General features: G+C 55.2%; 14 protein-coding genes. 5 read left to right on the top strand and 9 right to left on the bottom strand.

The window, feature by feature from the left end:
* Positions 1-158: 158 nt before the first annotated feature.
* From H7C19_RS09580 to H7C19_RS09570, 3 genes are all read right to left on the bottom strand, one after another.
* On the bottom strand, positions 159-830 hold the full coding sequence (locus H7C19_RS09580) for a YheC/YheD family protein (RefSeq protein WP_185142424.1): 672 nt from the start codon (positions 828-830) through the stop codon (positions 159-161).
* Between the two features lie 353 nt (positions 831-1,183).
* Positions 1,184-1,546 (bottom strand): iron-sulfur cluster insertion protein ErpA, encoded by a 363-nt coding sequence (gene erpA, locus H7C19_RS09575; protein ID WP_185142423.1) that lies wholly within the window; start codon positions 1,544-1,546, stop codon positions 1,184-1,186.
* A gap of 425 nt (positions 1,547-1,971) precedes the next feature.
* Positions 1,972-2,442, bottom strand: coding sequence for a hypothetical protein (locus tag H7C19_RS09570; protein WP_185142422.1), 471 nt, complete (start codon positions 2,440-2,442; stop codon positions 1,972-1,974).
* Positions 2,443-2,716: 274 nt separating this feature from the next.
* On the opposite strand from H7C19_RS09570, the gene mqnE reads away from it, so the two are divergent.
* Together mqnE and H7C19_RS09560 are read left to right on the top strand one after the other, a co-directional pair.
* Positions 2,717-3,808 (top strand): aminofutalosine synthase MqnE, encoded by a 1,092-nt coding sequence (mqnE, locus tag H7C19_RS09565; RefSeq protein ID WP_221469148.1) that lies wholly within the window; start codon positions 2,717-2,719, stop codon positions 3,806-3,808.
* A 60-nt stretch (positions 3,809-3,868) separates the two neighbouring features.
* Positions 3,869-4,930: an NAD(P)/FAD-dependent oxidoreductase gene (locus H7C19_RS09560; protein WP_185142421.1), complete on the top strand. Its 1,062-nt coding sequence runs from the start codon at positions 3,869-3,871 to the stop codon at positions 4,928-4,930.
* Between the two features lie 3 nt (positions 4,931-4,933).
* Here H7C19_RS09560 and H7C19_RS09555 read toward each other — a convergent pair whose 3' ends face one another.
* Positions 4,934-5,200 (bottom strand): YuzB family protein, encoded by a 267-nt coding sequence (locus tag H7C19_RS09555; RefSeq protein WP_221469143.1) that lies wholly within the window; start codon positions 5,198-5,200, stop codon positions 4,934-4,936.
* 182 nt (positions 5,201-5,382) lie between these two features.
* Here H7C19_RS09555 and H7C19_RS09550 point away from each other — a divergent pair, with 182 nt between their 5' ends.
* The gene (locus H7C19_RS09550; protein ID WP_185142420.1) at positions 5,383-5,631 is read left to right on the top strand and encodes a NifU family protein; all 249 of its coding nucleotides are present in this window, start codon (positions 5,383-5,385) and stop codon (positions 5,629-5,631) included.
* Positions 5,632-5,726: 95 nt separating this feature from the next.
* Here H7C19_RS09550 and H7C19_RS09545 read toward each other — a convergent pair whose 3' ends face one another.
* The 3 genes from H7C19_RS09545 to H7C19_RS09535 form a co-directional block, all read right to left on the bottom strand.
* Positions 5,727-6,512: an SDR family oxidoreductase gene (locus tag H7C19_RS09545; RefSeq protein WP_185142419.1), complete on the bottom strand. Its 786-nt coding sequence runs from the start codon at positions 6,510-6,512 to the stop codon at positions 5,727-5,729.
* A gap of 34 nt (positions 6,513-6,546) precedes the next feature.
* Positions 6,547-7,260, bottom strand: coding sequence for a Cthe_2314 family HEPN domain-containing protein (locus H7C19_RS09540; RefSeq protein ID WP_185142418.1), 714 nt, complete (start codon positions 7,258-7,260; stop codon positions 6,547-6,549).
* Between the two features lie 85 nt (positions 7,261-7,345).
* Positions 7,346-7,774 carry a small multi-drug export protein gene (locus tag H7C19_RS09535; RefSeq protein WP_185142417.1) on the bottom strand — a complete coding sequence of 143 codons (429 nt, stop codon included), beginning with the start codon at positions 7,772-7,774 and terminating at the stop codon, positions 7,346-7,348.
* A gap of 146 nt (positions 7,775-7,920) precedes the next feature.
* Between H7C19_RS09535 and H7C19_RS09530 the strand changes: the two genes are divergently transcribed.
* Together H7C19_RS09530 and H7C19_RS09525 are read left to right on the top strand one after the other, a co-directional pair.
* The gene (locus H7C19_RS09530; protein WP_185142416.1) at positions 7,921-8,202 is read left to right on the top strand and encodes a hypothetical protein; all 282 of its coding nucleotides are present in this window, start codon (positions 7,921-7,923) and stop codon (positions 8,200-8,202) included.
* Between the two features lie 124 nt (positions 8,203-8,326).
* A complete protein-coding gene (locus tag H7C19_RS09525; RefSeq protein WP_185142415.1) occupies positions 8,327-9,883 on the top strand; it encodes an ABC-F family ATP-binding cassette domain-containing protein in 1,557 nt (518 codons plus the stop codon).
* A 175-nt stretch (positions 9,884-10,058) separates the two neighbouring features.
* Here H7C19_RS09525 and H7C19_RS09520 read toward each other — a convergent pair whose 3' ends face one another.
* Both H7C19_RS09520 and H7C19_RS09515 read right to left on the bottom strand, forming a co-directional pair.
* Positions 10,059-11,792: an ABC transporter ATP-binding protein gene (locus tag H7C19_RS09520; protein WP_281384848.1), complete on the bottom strand. Its 1,734-nt coding sequence runs from the start codon at positions 11,790-11,792 to the stop codon at positions 10,059-10,061.
* A 4-nt stretch (positions 11,793-11,796) separates the two neighbouring features.
* Complete coding sequence (locus H7C19_RS09515; protein WP_221469142.1) at positions 11,797-13,449, bottom strand: ABC transporter ATP-binding protein; 1,653 nt, start codon at positions 13,447-13,449, stop codon at positions 11,797-11,799.
* Between the last annotated feature and the right edge of the window lie 71 nt (positions 13,450-13,520).

Here is a 13,520-nt window from a genome sequence, read left to right as displayed (position 1 = left end):
GTATTCTGTTGAAAAATGCCGCAACACCCGTGGGATTTGGGGGATTTTGTGGACGGAGTTATACACAGGCTTCTTTCAGACGATTTCATAAAAAACTTTCATGGCGCATTTTGCGGCGATTAATCCTTTTGATAACGACTTTTGTCTCAGAAGAACGATTACTGCGGTCGCGTATTGACTTCTAATATCCAAATATGTCCCCTGCGGTCGATCCCGTAATCGTAGCCCAACTGGCCGATTCCCGGGAAGCGTCTCTCCAGTATGCCTGTCGCCACATGCGTCAAATGTCGCATTTGGCGTTTTTTGACGCCGACCAGACGCGGCGACAGCGACCGGCTGATCCCCTGCGCGGCCGTTAGCTGGCTTCCGCCCCGGCACAGATTGGTGACGAACAGCCCCCGTCTGGCGAGCCGTCCTACCATCGACCGGAACTGCCATCGGGCGCCGACCTTAACGAACTTCACCCGATAGTCGATCGGTCTTCCGCCGATCGTAGCCAGATGGATGCCTTTCTGAATCAGGTAGACCCGCCGCCTACGAATGCGGCCCAGATGCCGATACAGCGCGCCGAAGCTTCCGAACGTCCGCGTCCGGGTCATGTACTTGGCGGAGTACCGGCTGCGATGCTTCGTGACCTTGATCACGCCATGTCCGCCCGCTCCCCGGATCGGCTTGATCACCACCATGCCATATAAAGCCAGCATGCCCCGCAGGTTGCCGGGACTTAAGATACGGGTAGCGGGTATGTGCTCGGCAATCTGCCGGTTAGACAATAACGCGGCCGTCTTGACCCATTTGCTCGCCAGCATGCGCCCTGAGCCGTGATGCATCCGCTTGGCCCCCTTCTCCCGTGATATATCAATAGCATACTCGGGCGAAAAGACAGGTTCTTGGATGATTGCACTACGCAACAAGCCCGAATCGCCCCGATCCGGCCCAATTTGTCCGATGCGCAGGCAGCCTTATCCCCATCCCGCTGTGGACAACGTGTGGCTAATCTGTTGGCAAGCTTCACGAAGCTTTGGATGACGCGGGGGATTGTGGGGATGGCCTTATGCACAGCCCGCCGACCGGCAGAGGCGGCCATGCAAAAAACCTCCCGGATCCTTGTGCCGCGAGGCGCAAGAAACCGGGAGGTGACGAAGGCGATATTCTGGACGTCGCCGTGCGAACGTCTATCGGATTAGCACTCGCCGGCAGCCGCAGGCTTGCCCGCGTCGGTCGCCGTGCGGAACGACGATCCGCAGCCACACGTGGCGGTGGCGTTCGGGTTGTGGATGGTGAATCCGCCGCCCATGCCGGATTCCTTCCAGTCGATCTCGAGGCCGTTCAGGTACTTGACGCTCTCGGCATCCACGACGACCTTCAGGTCGCGGATCTCCAGCACCCGGTCGTCCTCGTGCTGTTCGTCGTCAAAGCCCATGCCGTATGAAAAACCGCTGCAGCCGCCTTCTTGAACGCCGATGCGCAGGAACAAGTTCGGAATCTCCTCGGCCGCAAGCATCTCCTGTATCTTATGTCCGGCCGTCTCGCTGATCTGAATCATGCACGGTCCCTCCTTCTTGCAATGAAGCGAAATGGAATGCTGTCTTTAGTATACTCCTCTCCTCGATTCCGCTCAAGGGTCCGTGCGGAGAAGCCGAAGGTGCGGGCTCAAGTGCCGTAGCCGGTACGTCACTTTGCACGCCTTTGCCACAGTCGGGCTCAAGTGTCGTACTCAGTACGTCTCTTTGTACGCCTTCCCCACAGTCGGGCTCAAGTGTCGTACTCAGTACGTCTCTTTGTACGCCTTCCCCACAGTTGGGCTCAAGTGTCGTACTCAGTACGTCTCTTTGCACACCTTTGCCACGTTTACGCCACGCCCGCCGCAGCATGCCGGTTCCCTTCCCCGTTCGCAACCTGCCCTTCAGACGATACGCCCTTCCCGCGTCTTGAAGTTATCGTCTCCAACAAACACAAAAACCGGACGCCTCAGGCGCCCGGTTCTTCTTCCTTCCAGTCTCCGTTCGCCGCGGCCGGCGCTTGAATCGCCTTCAGCTCGATCCGGCAGCGGAAGTTGCCCGTCTCGTTGTTCAGGAATTCCGCCAGTCTCCGGAACACGTGAGCCAGCTCCGGCCCCGTCGAGTCCGTATCCAGTCCGTAGCGGAATTGGTCGGCCGGCACGCCCTTGACCCGAAGCCGCTCCGGATCTTCGCGGCCTTCCGCTTCCCGCAGGCGCTTCCACTCCTTGGTCGGCTCGAACTTGTCCGCCCGCCGCACCAGTTGCTCATAGATATTCTGCTTTTTCAGCCACATATAATATTGAATCGGGTTCGACAATCCCCATGCCTGGCTCAAGTCTTTGATCGTGTAGGCGGCACGGTATTGCTGCAGCGTGGCGACCTTTTCGGCTTGCTCAAGCAACTCCAGCTCGGCAAGCGGCAAGATATCCGGTTTGTCCATCGTTGATCATCCTTTTCAGTTGGCTTGTCAATCCTTACAGTACCATAATTTGTTTATTATTCAAGTTGATTCCCACTTTTACATGCAATTATACCTGTTTATTTTAGGTTGCCGGTCCGCGGCTTGCAGTTTATAATGTGAACAGTTGTTTACGATAGGATATTTTCTGCGGCAAGCGAAAGTTATTTTTTTCACAAAGTGGGCGAAAGCCCCGGACGCATCGCTTTCCGGGCTCTTTCCATTTAAAAAGGAGGCAATCATCTTGACGCTGGTCATGGCGAATTCCGATCGCCGCATGGCGGAGATCGCGGACAAAGTCCGAAACGGCGAACGGCTCTCTCTGGAGGATGGCGTATATTTGTACCGCTCCGAGGATCTGCTCACGATCGGGCAGTTAGCCAACGAAGTCAATCTGCGCAAGAACGGCAAAAAAGTTTATTTCACGGAAACGATGAGCCTGTACTTCACGAACGTCTGCGAAGCGCATTGCGCCTTCTGCAGCTTCCGCAAGGACCAGGGCGAGGAAGGTTCCTACACGCTGACCCCGGAAGAAATGTTCGCTTACGTGGATCAGCACATCACGCCGACCGCGCGCGAATTCCACATCGTCGGCGGCCACAATCCGCACGTGCCTTTCGAGTACTACGTCGAATCGATTCGCGCGCTGAAGGAACGCTATCCGCAGGTGACCATCAAGGCCTATACAGCAGCGGAGATCGACTTCTACTCGCGGATCTCGGGCCTCAGCTATCGCGAAGTGCTCCAACGGCTGATGGCAGTCGGGCTTGAATCTCTTACCGGGGGCGGCGCGGAGATCCTCTCCGACCAATACCGGGAGAAGATGCGGGTCGAGAAAGCCGGCATCGCGCAATATCTCGAAGTGCACCGGACCGCGCACGAGCTCGGCATGAAGACGCCGACCACGATGCTATACGGCCCCGTAGAATCCGTGGAAGAGCGCGTGCAGCATATGATCCAACTGCGCGAGCTGCAGGACGAGACGAACGGCTTCCAAGTGTTCATCCCGCTCTCCATGCAGCCGACGAGTCCGAAGGCGGGCATCCGCCGCCGCAACTCGGCATTCGAGGACTTGAAGGCGATCGCCATTGGCCGCCTCATGCTGGATAACTTCCAGCACGTCAAAGCCTACTTCATCAATATCGGAACGCAATTGACGCAAGTCGCGCTGACGATGGGCGCTTCCGACGCGCACGGCACGATCGTCCGCGAACGCATTAGTCATGCGGCCGGCGCCCTGACGCCTGCGGGCATCACTAGGGAAGATTTGGTTTGGTTAATCAAAGGGGCGGGTAGAATTCCCGTAGAACGCGACACGCTCTACAACGAAGTGAAGGTGTATGAATAAGCGGTCCCGGGCGCCCCTTTGGGCATCCTATAGGAACCTGATTTTGAAGGAGACATTTGCGTGAACCATATCGTTATCTTGGGAGGCGGCTACGGCGGATTGACCTTGGTCAACGAGCTGCTCGAAGAGAATCTCCCCTCCGAAGTCCGGATTTTTCTCGTCGACCGGATGCCGTTTCAAGGACTCAAAACCGAATATTACGCGCTAGCCGCGGGAACCTCGTCGGATCTGGATATCCGCGTGACTTATCCATCCCATCCTCAGTTGGAGATCGTCTACGGCGAGATTACCGGCCTCTCCGCCGAAGAGCGGACGGTACATTTCGCGAACCGAGATCCGTTGCCATACGATTCGCTCGTCATCGCGCTGGGCTGCACCGACAACTACCACGGCATCGCGGGCGCCGCCGAACACTCCTGCAGCATCCAGTCGTTGGCGGCTACCCGCAAGACGTACCAGATGCTGAACGACGTGCGCCCATATGGGCAGATCTCCATCATCGGCGGCGGACTCAGCGGCGTCGAAGTGGCCGCCGAGCTGCGCGAGAGCCGTCCCGATCTGAATATCCGGATCGTGGACCGGGGTCCTAGCGTCATGTCGGGATTTCCTGGGAAATTGCAACATTTTGTCGCTTCGTGGTTCCGCGAGCATCACGTGGAGATGCTCTCCCACATCACGACGACGAGCCTCGGCCAGGGCGTCATCCACACGACCGGCGAGGACATCCTCTCCGACGTCACCGTGTGGACGGCCGGCATCCAGCCTGTAGAGCTCGTGCAGCAGCTGTCCTATGCCAAGGACAAGCAAGGCCGGCTCGTCGTCAACGCGTTCCACGAGCTGCCAGACGCGCCGAACGTGTTCGTCATCGGCGACTGCTCGAGCCAGCCCTTCTCGCCTAGCGCCCAGCTGGCCCAGGCGCAGGGCAAACAAGTCGCGCAAGTCATTCAAGCGCGCCTGCACGACAAAGAACCTCGCCTAGGACGCATCCATCTCCGCGGCACGCTCGGCTCGCTCGGCAAGAAATCCGGCTTCGGCATCATGGGCTCCACGCCGATCCTGGGTCGCGTGCCGCGCATGCTAAAAAGCGGCGTGCTCTGGAAGAGCCGCCGCCATTTCGGATAAGGTTCAGAGATCGTCCAAGAGCTTGTCGAGGGCCGCGCGCTCCTCGTCCTGCTCCCGGATCGCGGCCAGGATGAGATCGTACAGCTCGTCGGCCTGCTCGGCGACGACGGTCTCCCCGTTCACCATGACATAAGGGGATAGATAGCATTCGCCGCAATTGCCCAGACAGCCGTATTCGATCGTCTCGACGTCCGGCAATTCGTTCAGCTTCTGCATGACCCGATCGGTGCCATGATGCATGTTGCTGACGCAGAACTCTACGATGTGCATGATTTCTTTTCCTTTCCTCGATCATACGGAATGCTCGTATATCGGGCTTATCCGCTTCCGTATGATGCCGATAAATACCTGTCGTCCTCCTGCAAGGACGGCAAAACTGTTTTTCCTTGCCGACGTCCGTTTTATTTCCGACCATTTTGTACTATAATAAAGTTTGAAAGGAGTGGATAAACATGAGTGACCACGTACAAGAAGCAACGAAGTACGATGAAGTGCTCGAAGTGCTCGACAAGTTGCGTCCGTTCCTGCAGCGGGATGGCGGCGACGTCGAGCTGGTCGACGTAGAAGACGGCATCGTGAAGCTGCGCTTGATGGGTGCTTGCGGCAGCTGCCCGAGCTCGACGATCACGCTGAAGGCAGGCATTGAACGCGCGCTGCTGGAAGAAGTCGAGGGCATCGAGGAAGTCGTCCAAGTGTTCTAATCCCATCCTAGTGTCTCGCGCCTAACCCGGCCGCTCTAGCGGCCGGCTTATGGGGGCCCTGTTCGTACGGCGAATGCCGTCGGCAGGGCCTTTTGTCATGCGCCGCTTCGCTTGACGTTGCTGCGGATCGGATCGAGCCCGCCCGACACGTCGATGGTGTTGCCCGTCACGAAGTCCGATGCCGGCAAGCAGAGGAACCCGATGACGCGCGCGACGTCCTCCCCCGTGCCGGGGCGCCCGCGGGGAGACTCGTCGTCGGTGAAGCCCTCGACGTCGGCGATTCCCTTCTCCTTGTTGTCTCCCCGGATGTCCCCCGGACAGATCATGTTCACGGTCACGCCGCTCGCCGCCTCCTCCACCGCCAGCGTCTTGGTGAAGGAGACGAGACCGACCTTGGCGGCCGCGTAGGCGGCGCGATGCGGCCAGGAGCGCGCTTCTCCCGCATGTCCGAAGCCGAAGTGGATGATGCGGCCCCAGCCGCGTTCCCGCATGCCGGGGAGCACCCGATGATCCAGCAGCATCGTCCCCAGCAGATTGCCGTTCATCAGGTAATGGATGTCTTCGACCTGGTAATCCGCGAACAGCCGCCGTTCGCGGATGAACGGCCCGGCCGCGTTGACGAGAATGTCGACGCCGCCCAGCCCTTCCTCCACGGTGCGGACGAGCCGCTCCACGTCCTCGGTCTTCGCGACGTCCGCCTGCACCGCCAGCGCCCTGCGGCCCATCGCTTCGATCTCGGACACCGCATGATCCGCCTCGGCCCGGCTAGTGACGTACGTGATCGCCACGTCGCAGCCGAGCGCCGCCAGCTCCATCGCGGTGCGGCGGCCTAAGCCCTTGGCGCTGCCCGTGACGAGCGCCGTTTTTCCTGCGAGACCCAATCCGTCTCCTCCTTTCCTGATCCGAGCGCGACCGCTAAGACGGCCGTGGCCTATGCCGGTCGGACATGTACCCGAAGGCCGCCGTCAACGACCGATAAGCCATCTCCCAGCCCTCGTCCAAATCGTTCATATGATCCGCGATATTCTCGAGATGCGGGTGACCCTCTTGTCCTTGCATGACCAGCAGCAGATCGTCCTGCAGCTCCGCGTTCATATGATGAATCTCCAGATTGCGGCGCTTGCGCAGACGGCCGAATGCCGCCTCATGGCGGTCCTTCAACCCGTTCAATTCCTCGGACAGCGGCGGATGAAGGCCGTGCAGGCGCATATTGCGCAGTACGGTGAAGTAGGAGAAGTGCGCCTTCATCCGCTCCGTCTCCAGCGCCAGATAATCGTTCAGAAGGACGCCGAGTTTGTCCAGAAGCGAGAACAAGCGTATATAAGCATTCTTATCGTAATAAACGTGACGGTAGTAGTCGAGCCGCTCGCCGGGCGACATCTCTCCGATCGCCGGCTTCGTCACCCGCTCCGCGAAACGCTTAGCCGCATATCGGCTCTGCTCCAGCTCGTCGAGCGAGCGCAGCAGCCCTTCGGCCCGAATCTGGAACTTGCGGCCCGCGGCCGCTTCGCTCCCGGCGGATTGGCCGCGCTCGCGCATGCGGCGGATAAAGCGATCCATCCCCTGCACCGTCTCCAGCAGCGGGCCTTCCCATTCCCGCGCGGGTTCGCCGAACATCGCTCGCAGCATCATAGCCTCCAACGGACGGCGTGATTACTTCCTAAGGGTCGCCTGACTTCCGTCCTTCCATTGTAACGCAACAGCGGCAGCGCCCTCAACCGTTTAAGGTGAGCATGCCCATCGCGACGGCCCCCGTCAGGATGGCGCTCCAGGCGACGATGCCAACGGTCATCCAGACGAACAGCTTGACCGGCTTCGCGCCCATGGCGATACCGATCGCAGCCCCGAGCGGGGCGCCGGTAATGAGCGGCGACAGAAATCCGAGCCCCGCGACGCCGTACTTTTCCCAGATGCGGGTCAACCGTCCGCCGCGTTTCTGGCCGCGGTTCATGCGCCGCTGCAGCCATTCGCGCAGCGACTTGCCGAAGAAGATGACGATGGCCGCCGCCAGAATCGAGCCGACCGCGCACGCCGTGCCGATGAGGACGGGATGCAGGCCGAAGGCGAAGCCCAGCGGGATCGCCGCCCACAGTTCGACGATGCTGGTCGCGACGACCGTGACGATTTGAATCCAGATGTTCATACTGCTCCCCCTTATTCGCTTCATCCGATGTAATACGAATGGAACCGGACGAGGTTCCCGATCGCAGCCGATCCGCATATCGGACACGCCTTGTCGAATAAGCTGGAACGTCGCCGCCCGTACCGTGAACGACAGGAGGAATCGCCTTGCGCAGGACAGCGGACCGCCGCGCTATCGTCATCGTTGTCGTCCATGCCGGACAAATCAAGGAGTACGTGTTCTTCGAGGTGTTCGTCAGCTCGGGGATCTATCTCTATCTGAAAAAGCTCGGCTATCCCGAATGGTCCGCCATCGCCGGCAGCGCGGTCATCCCAACCGCACTGCGCAAGCTGTCGCAGCGGCTGCGCCAGCCCATCCGCAGCGCCCGCGCGCGTCTCGCCGCCCGAAGGGAGCTCCCCATCCGACCCTATCATCCTTCGCAGGCTTGATTCGGCGCCTCGCGGGCGGGCGGAATCGGCGGAATTTCCGCGGAACCCCTTTATTTTGGGCAAACAGCCGGACTATAATGGACATTGTGCGCTGCACGAACTACATCGAATAAGGGGTAGACCCATGAGCATATTATCGGTTACGAATTTGAGCCACGGCTTCGGAGACCGCGCGATCTTCAACGAAGTCTCGTTCCGCCTCCTGAAGGGGGAGCATGTCGGACTCGTCGGCGCGAACGGCGAGGGCAAGTCTACGTTTATGAACATCATTATGGGCCAGCTCGAACCGGATGCGGGCAAGATCGAATGGGCCAAGAAGGTACGCGTCGGCTATCTGGACCAGCACTCCGCGCTCCAGAAAGGCATGACGATCCGCGACGTGCTGAAGACGGCGTTCCGCTATCTGAACGACCTGGAAGCCGAGATGAACGGCATGTACGACCGGATGGGCTCCGTAGAGCCGGACGAGCTGGAGCGTCTGCTGGAGGAAGTCGGGGAGATCCAGGACATCCTCAATACGAACGACTTTTACTTGATCGACGCCAAGGTCGACGAGATCGCCCGCGGCCTCGGCCTCGCCGATATCGGCCTGGACCGGGACGTGCACGACCTGAGCGGCGGACAGCGCACTAAGGTGCTGCTGGCCAAGCTGCTGCTCGAGAAGCCGGACATCCTGCTGCTGGACGAGCCCACCAACTATCTGGACGAGCAGCATATCGAATGGCTGAAGCGTTACCTGCAGGAGTACGAGAATGCCTTCATCCTCGTCTCGCACGACATTCCGTTCCTGAACAGCGTCATCAACCTCATCTACCATATGGAGAATCAGCAGTTGAACCGCTACGTCGGCGATTACGACACGTTCCTCCAACAGCACGAAGCCAAGAAGTCCCAGCTGGAATCGGCCTACAAGCGCCAGCAGCAGGAGATCGCCGACCTGAAGGACTTCGTCGCGCGCAACAAAGCCCGCGTCTCGACGCGGAACATGGCCATGTCCCGGCAGAAGAAGCTCGACAGCATGGACGTGATCGAGCTCGCGAAGGAGAAGCCGAAGCCGGAGTTTCGCTTCAAGGAGGCGCGGACGTCCAGCCGCCTCATCTTCGAGGCCAAGCGGCTCGTCATCGGCTACGACGAGCCGCTCTGCCGCCCGATCGACCTGTTGATGGAGCGCGGCCAGAAGATCGCCCTCGTCGGCGCGAACGGCATCGGGAAGACGACGCTGCTGCGCAGCCTCCTGGGCGAGATCCCGGCCCTCTCCGGCAGCGTGGAGCGCGGCGACAACCAGTATGTCGGCTACTTCGAACAGGAGATCAAGGGCGGCGCGGACGAGACGTGCATCGAAGCCGTGTGGAAGGAATTCCCTGCGATGTCCCAGTTCGAAGTGCGCGCGGCGCTCGCCAAATGCGGCCTCACGACGAAGCATATCGAGAGCCGCATCTCCGTCCTGAGCGGCGGCGAGAAGGCCAAGGTGCGCCTCTGCAAGCTGATCAACCGCGAGACGAACCTGCTCGTGCTCGACGAGCCGACGAACCACCTGGACGTCGACGCCAAGGATGAGCTGATGCGCGCCCTGAAGGCGTACAAAGGCAGCATCCTGCTGATCAGCCACGAACCGGAATTCTACCGCGACGTCGCGACCGACATCTGGAACGGCGAGTCATGGACGACGAAGGTGTTCTAATCACACGTCGGCATGGGCTGCGTGCCGCCGGCGTCGGTATCGCAGTCCGTCCGCCGAACGAACGGCAAACAGGGATTGTCCCATCGTCATGAAGATGACGGATGGAACAACCCCTTGCCGTTTTTAGGATGGTTTGAATAGTTATACCGTGTACTGCGCGGAGAAGCTAGAAATACTACCCATTAAACCCCAAGGCTTGCAGTTTCTGCAGTTTTACATAAAATCCTTCCTTATCCATAAGCTCTTCATGCGAGCCCGTCTCAACCAATCTTCCTTTGTCCATTACAATAATACGATCAGCCTTCTTGATCGTCGAGAGCCTATGGGCTACAACGACAATCGTCTTATCTCCCCTTAATTTTTCCATTGTCTCTTGTATATATTGCTCAGATATGGAATCAATAGAAGATGTAATCTCATCAAACAACAAAATCGGTGCATCCTTTAAAAGAGCCCGCGCGATGGATATTTTTTGGCGCTGTCCTCCCGACAATTGCACTCCCCATTCTCCAACCTGCGTATGATAACCATTATGAAAATCTTTCACAAACTCAGCAACGCCAGCCTCCGAAGCCGCCTGATATACTTCTTCCTCAGTAGCATCACTGCGCCCTAGTGAAATATTTTCGAAAATCGTTCCTTCAAACAAAGGACATTCCTGTGGAACATAGGCAGTCAAACGCCTTACCTCATCTGGAGGAATCGAGGATATCTCTTTTCCCAACACGGTGAAGCTCCCTTTGTATTCATACAAACCCATCAAAAGCTTTAACAATGTACTTTTGCCGCTGCCGCTCTCACCTACAACAGCAAGCATCTTCCCTCTCGGCAGAGAAAAGGATATTTGATCCAAAACAGGTTTTTCATCGTATCCAAATGTCAGCCGTTTACAGGATATAGCATTTTCTATATCCATAACTGATTTAGCCTGGGCCTGCTCTAGATCCTCTCCCGGCAAGTCCACAAGCTCCAAAACGCGAACGCCTCCCATTAAGTTATTCTGCATATTCGCAATCATAAACCCAATACTGGAAAGCGGGTTAACAAGCATGCTACCCATATTTTGTAAGACGGGAATCTGTTCAATAGAAATGACGCTTGTCTTCCACAAAAGAAATCCTATACCAATACTAAAAAGAACAACAAAGCTGGCTTGAATCTGACCTAGCGTATTTTGTACGGCCGTTAGCTTGACCGCTGACATTTTCTTCGCTTGCAGGGTTATGCAATCCTTCTCATATCTATCCAGCAAAATAGCATTTTCACCGCAAAATCTTAACATCTCTGCATTTGAAAGCAAATCGGTCATGTCCATCACCGTTATGCCAACATGCTTTCTAGCGATTGCATACCTCTCTCTCGCCGGAGCGATGAACTTTATATTGATCCATAGCATCACCAACCCAAATAAAAGCAGAACAACTCCGCTAATCCAACTGACGGCGAAAAGAGTTACTATCGTGGCTGCCAAAGTAAATATCAAAGATAAAGCACTTTGCACTGTACTCTTGAAAACTTCTGACGCGGCATTGACGTCTCCGTCCAGTCTTACTAGTGCATCTCCTGAATGTCTTTTTACGATATGGCGTAATTTGGAATTAATCATACGGTCAAACGCCTTTAGCCGTATATCTTTTGTCGCAAGGTTGGCATCCCTGTTGGATATGCCCTTGCCGATAGCAACGATCAGCAGGATCAGCAAGTACAAGACAGCATATAAAATAATGTCTGATTTAGCCTTTTGGAAGCTTCCGGTTGCAACTGCGCCAAGTACACGTCCAAGCAGCAATGCCATGATCATATTTTCACAATAGCTAGACACAGATACAACAATAGAACCGGTAAAATAACTCCTTTTCCACGGTAAGATATAGGTTAACAGCCGCTTCAATTCTCTTTGGGTCTCCATTGTGCTATATGACTCGCTCCTTTAACTCTTGAAGTTTAAGCATTTTTCGATATTGGCCTTCTTGTTTGAACAGCTCATCATGGGAGCCGCACTGTACAATTCTCCCCTGATGAAGAACATAAATTCGGTCCGCATTTTTAATGGTAGCCATTCTGTGCGCTATCGTTAGGGACGTTTTCCCTTTTGTCAGCATGCGCAGGCATTCTTGAATCGATTCTTCTGAAACCGCATCCAATGCAGAAGTAGGCTCGTCCAACAAGATCAAATCTGCATCCTTGAGCAATGCCCGTAGAATGGTGATTCTCTGCTTTTCACCTCCGGAAAATTGAAACCCGGCTTCGCCTACACTCCCATCTAAGCCTCTTTCGCCTAACAAAGCTTCCAATCCAGCTCGCTTACACAGTGCCATAAGCTTTTCATCTTCTATATTCATGTGGTTTGTTAATAGATTCTCCCTCAAAGTTCCAGGGAATAGGTGGCTTTCCTGCCCGACAAATGCAATATTCCGGCGCATCGCTTCTTTATTCCAGTCTTCTATTGGATTTCCCATTACTTCAACGCTGCCGCTATCGGGAGTTATAAATCCGCAAATCAGTTTAATGATCGAAGATTTACCGGAACCGCTGGCTCCCACCAAAGCGACCGACTCCCCTTCACTGATTTCCATTGAAATGCCGTATAAAACCTCTTTTTCTCCAGGATAAGCAAAATGAACATCGTCTATTTTCACCATACAAGAATCTTTTTGATGACGTTTGGTTTCAGTGCCATTTTCTTCTTCAGGTAAATCCAAAAAGCCATATACCCGTTCACAAGCCACTTGAGCCTTCCTTAAATAGGCTACCGTATCCGGAGTGCCTTGAAGCCATGAGAAAAAACCGCCACCAATGGCCACAAGGGAAAGTAACTCGCCTTGTGTCAAGGTACCCTCAAAAATTCTAAACACTCCTAGAGCAATCATTACAGTTAGCGGTATGAAGCCGATAGCCTTGCCTGCCGCTGCTACATAAGCAACTGTCTTTTCATTTTTGATCGCTGCATCCGTTGCTTGATGTAATGCTTTTTCATATTGATTAGAAATCATCTTTTCTAATCGAAAAGCTTTTACTAGCGTAATAAAGTTAATCCCTTCTTTTGCTCTCTGTTGAGATTTTGCCAGTTGGCTTCTATAGACTTTTTCATTCCTTCGAACTTGCTTTGTCAAAAGAATACTAAATGGTAAAACGAGTAAGGATAATAAAATAAAAACAATCGTAATCTCAGGATCGACAGCCAGCATAAACCCTGTTACGCCAATAAGTTGAACAAATAAAGTGGTTACCATGGAAAGACCGTAATAGGTAAAACCATTGAGTGTATCCAGTTCCGATCCTAAATGAGAAATGATTTCTCCGCTATCATGGGTTTCCAAGTAGGGCATACTTAGCTTTGTGGTTTTTTTGCCGATAGCCAAACGCAACTTTAGGAGAACTTCTTCGGACATACGCCCTTTTGTGTAGGTGGATATGCCATGGAATGGCGACGCTAAAAAGGTAGAACCAAGCAATAATACGAAAGACATCATGAAAGATTCTTTTTGATAAATAATATCGTCTGCAACCGTTCCAATCATTTTTCTCATATAAAAATCCATAAGCAAATAAACAATGGTAGCCACGATACTTGTAAAGTACCATGGCCAACTTTTGAGTACATCTTTCATAAGACAGCTAACATAGCTAGGGTTGC

The organism is Cohnella nanjingensis (assembly GCF_014212125.1).
GTDB classification, from domain to species: domain Bacteria; phylum Bacillota; class Bacilli; order Paenibacillales; family Paenibacillaceae; genus Cohnella; species Cohnella nanjingensis.
Note: the sequence above shows the minus strand (reverse complement) of the source record. Positions and strands in the feature narration are given on the sequence as shown.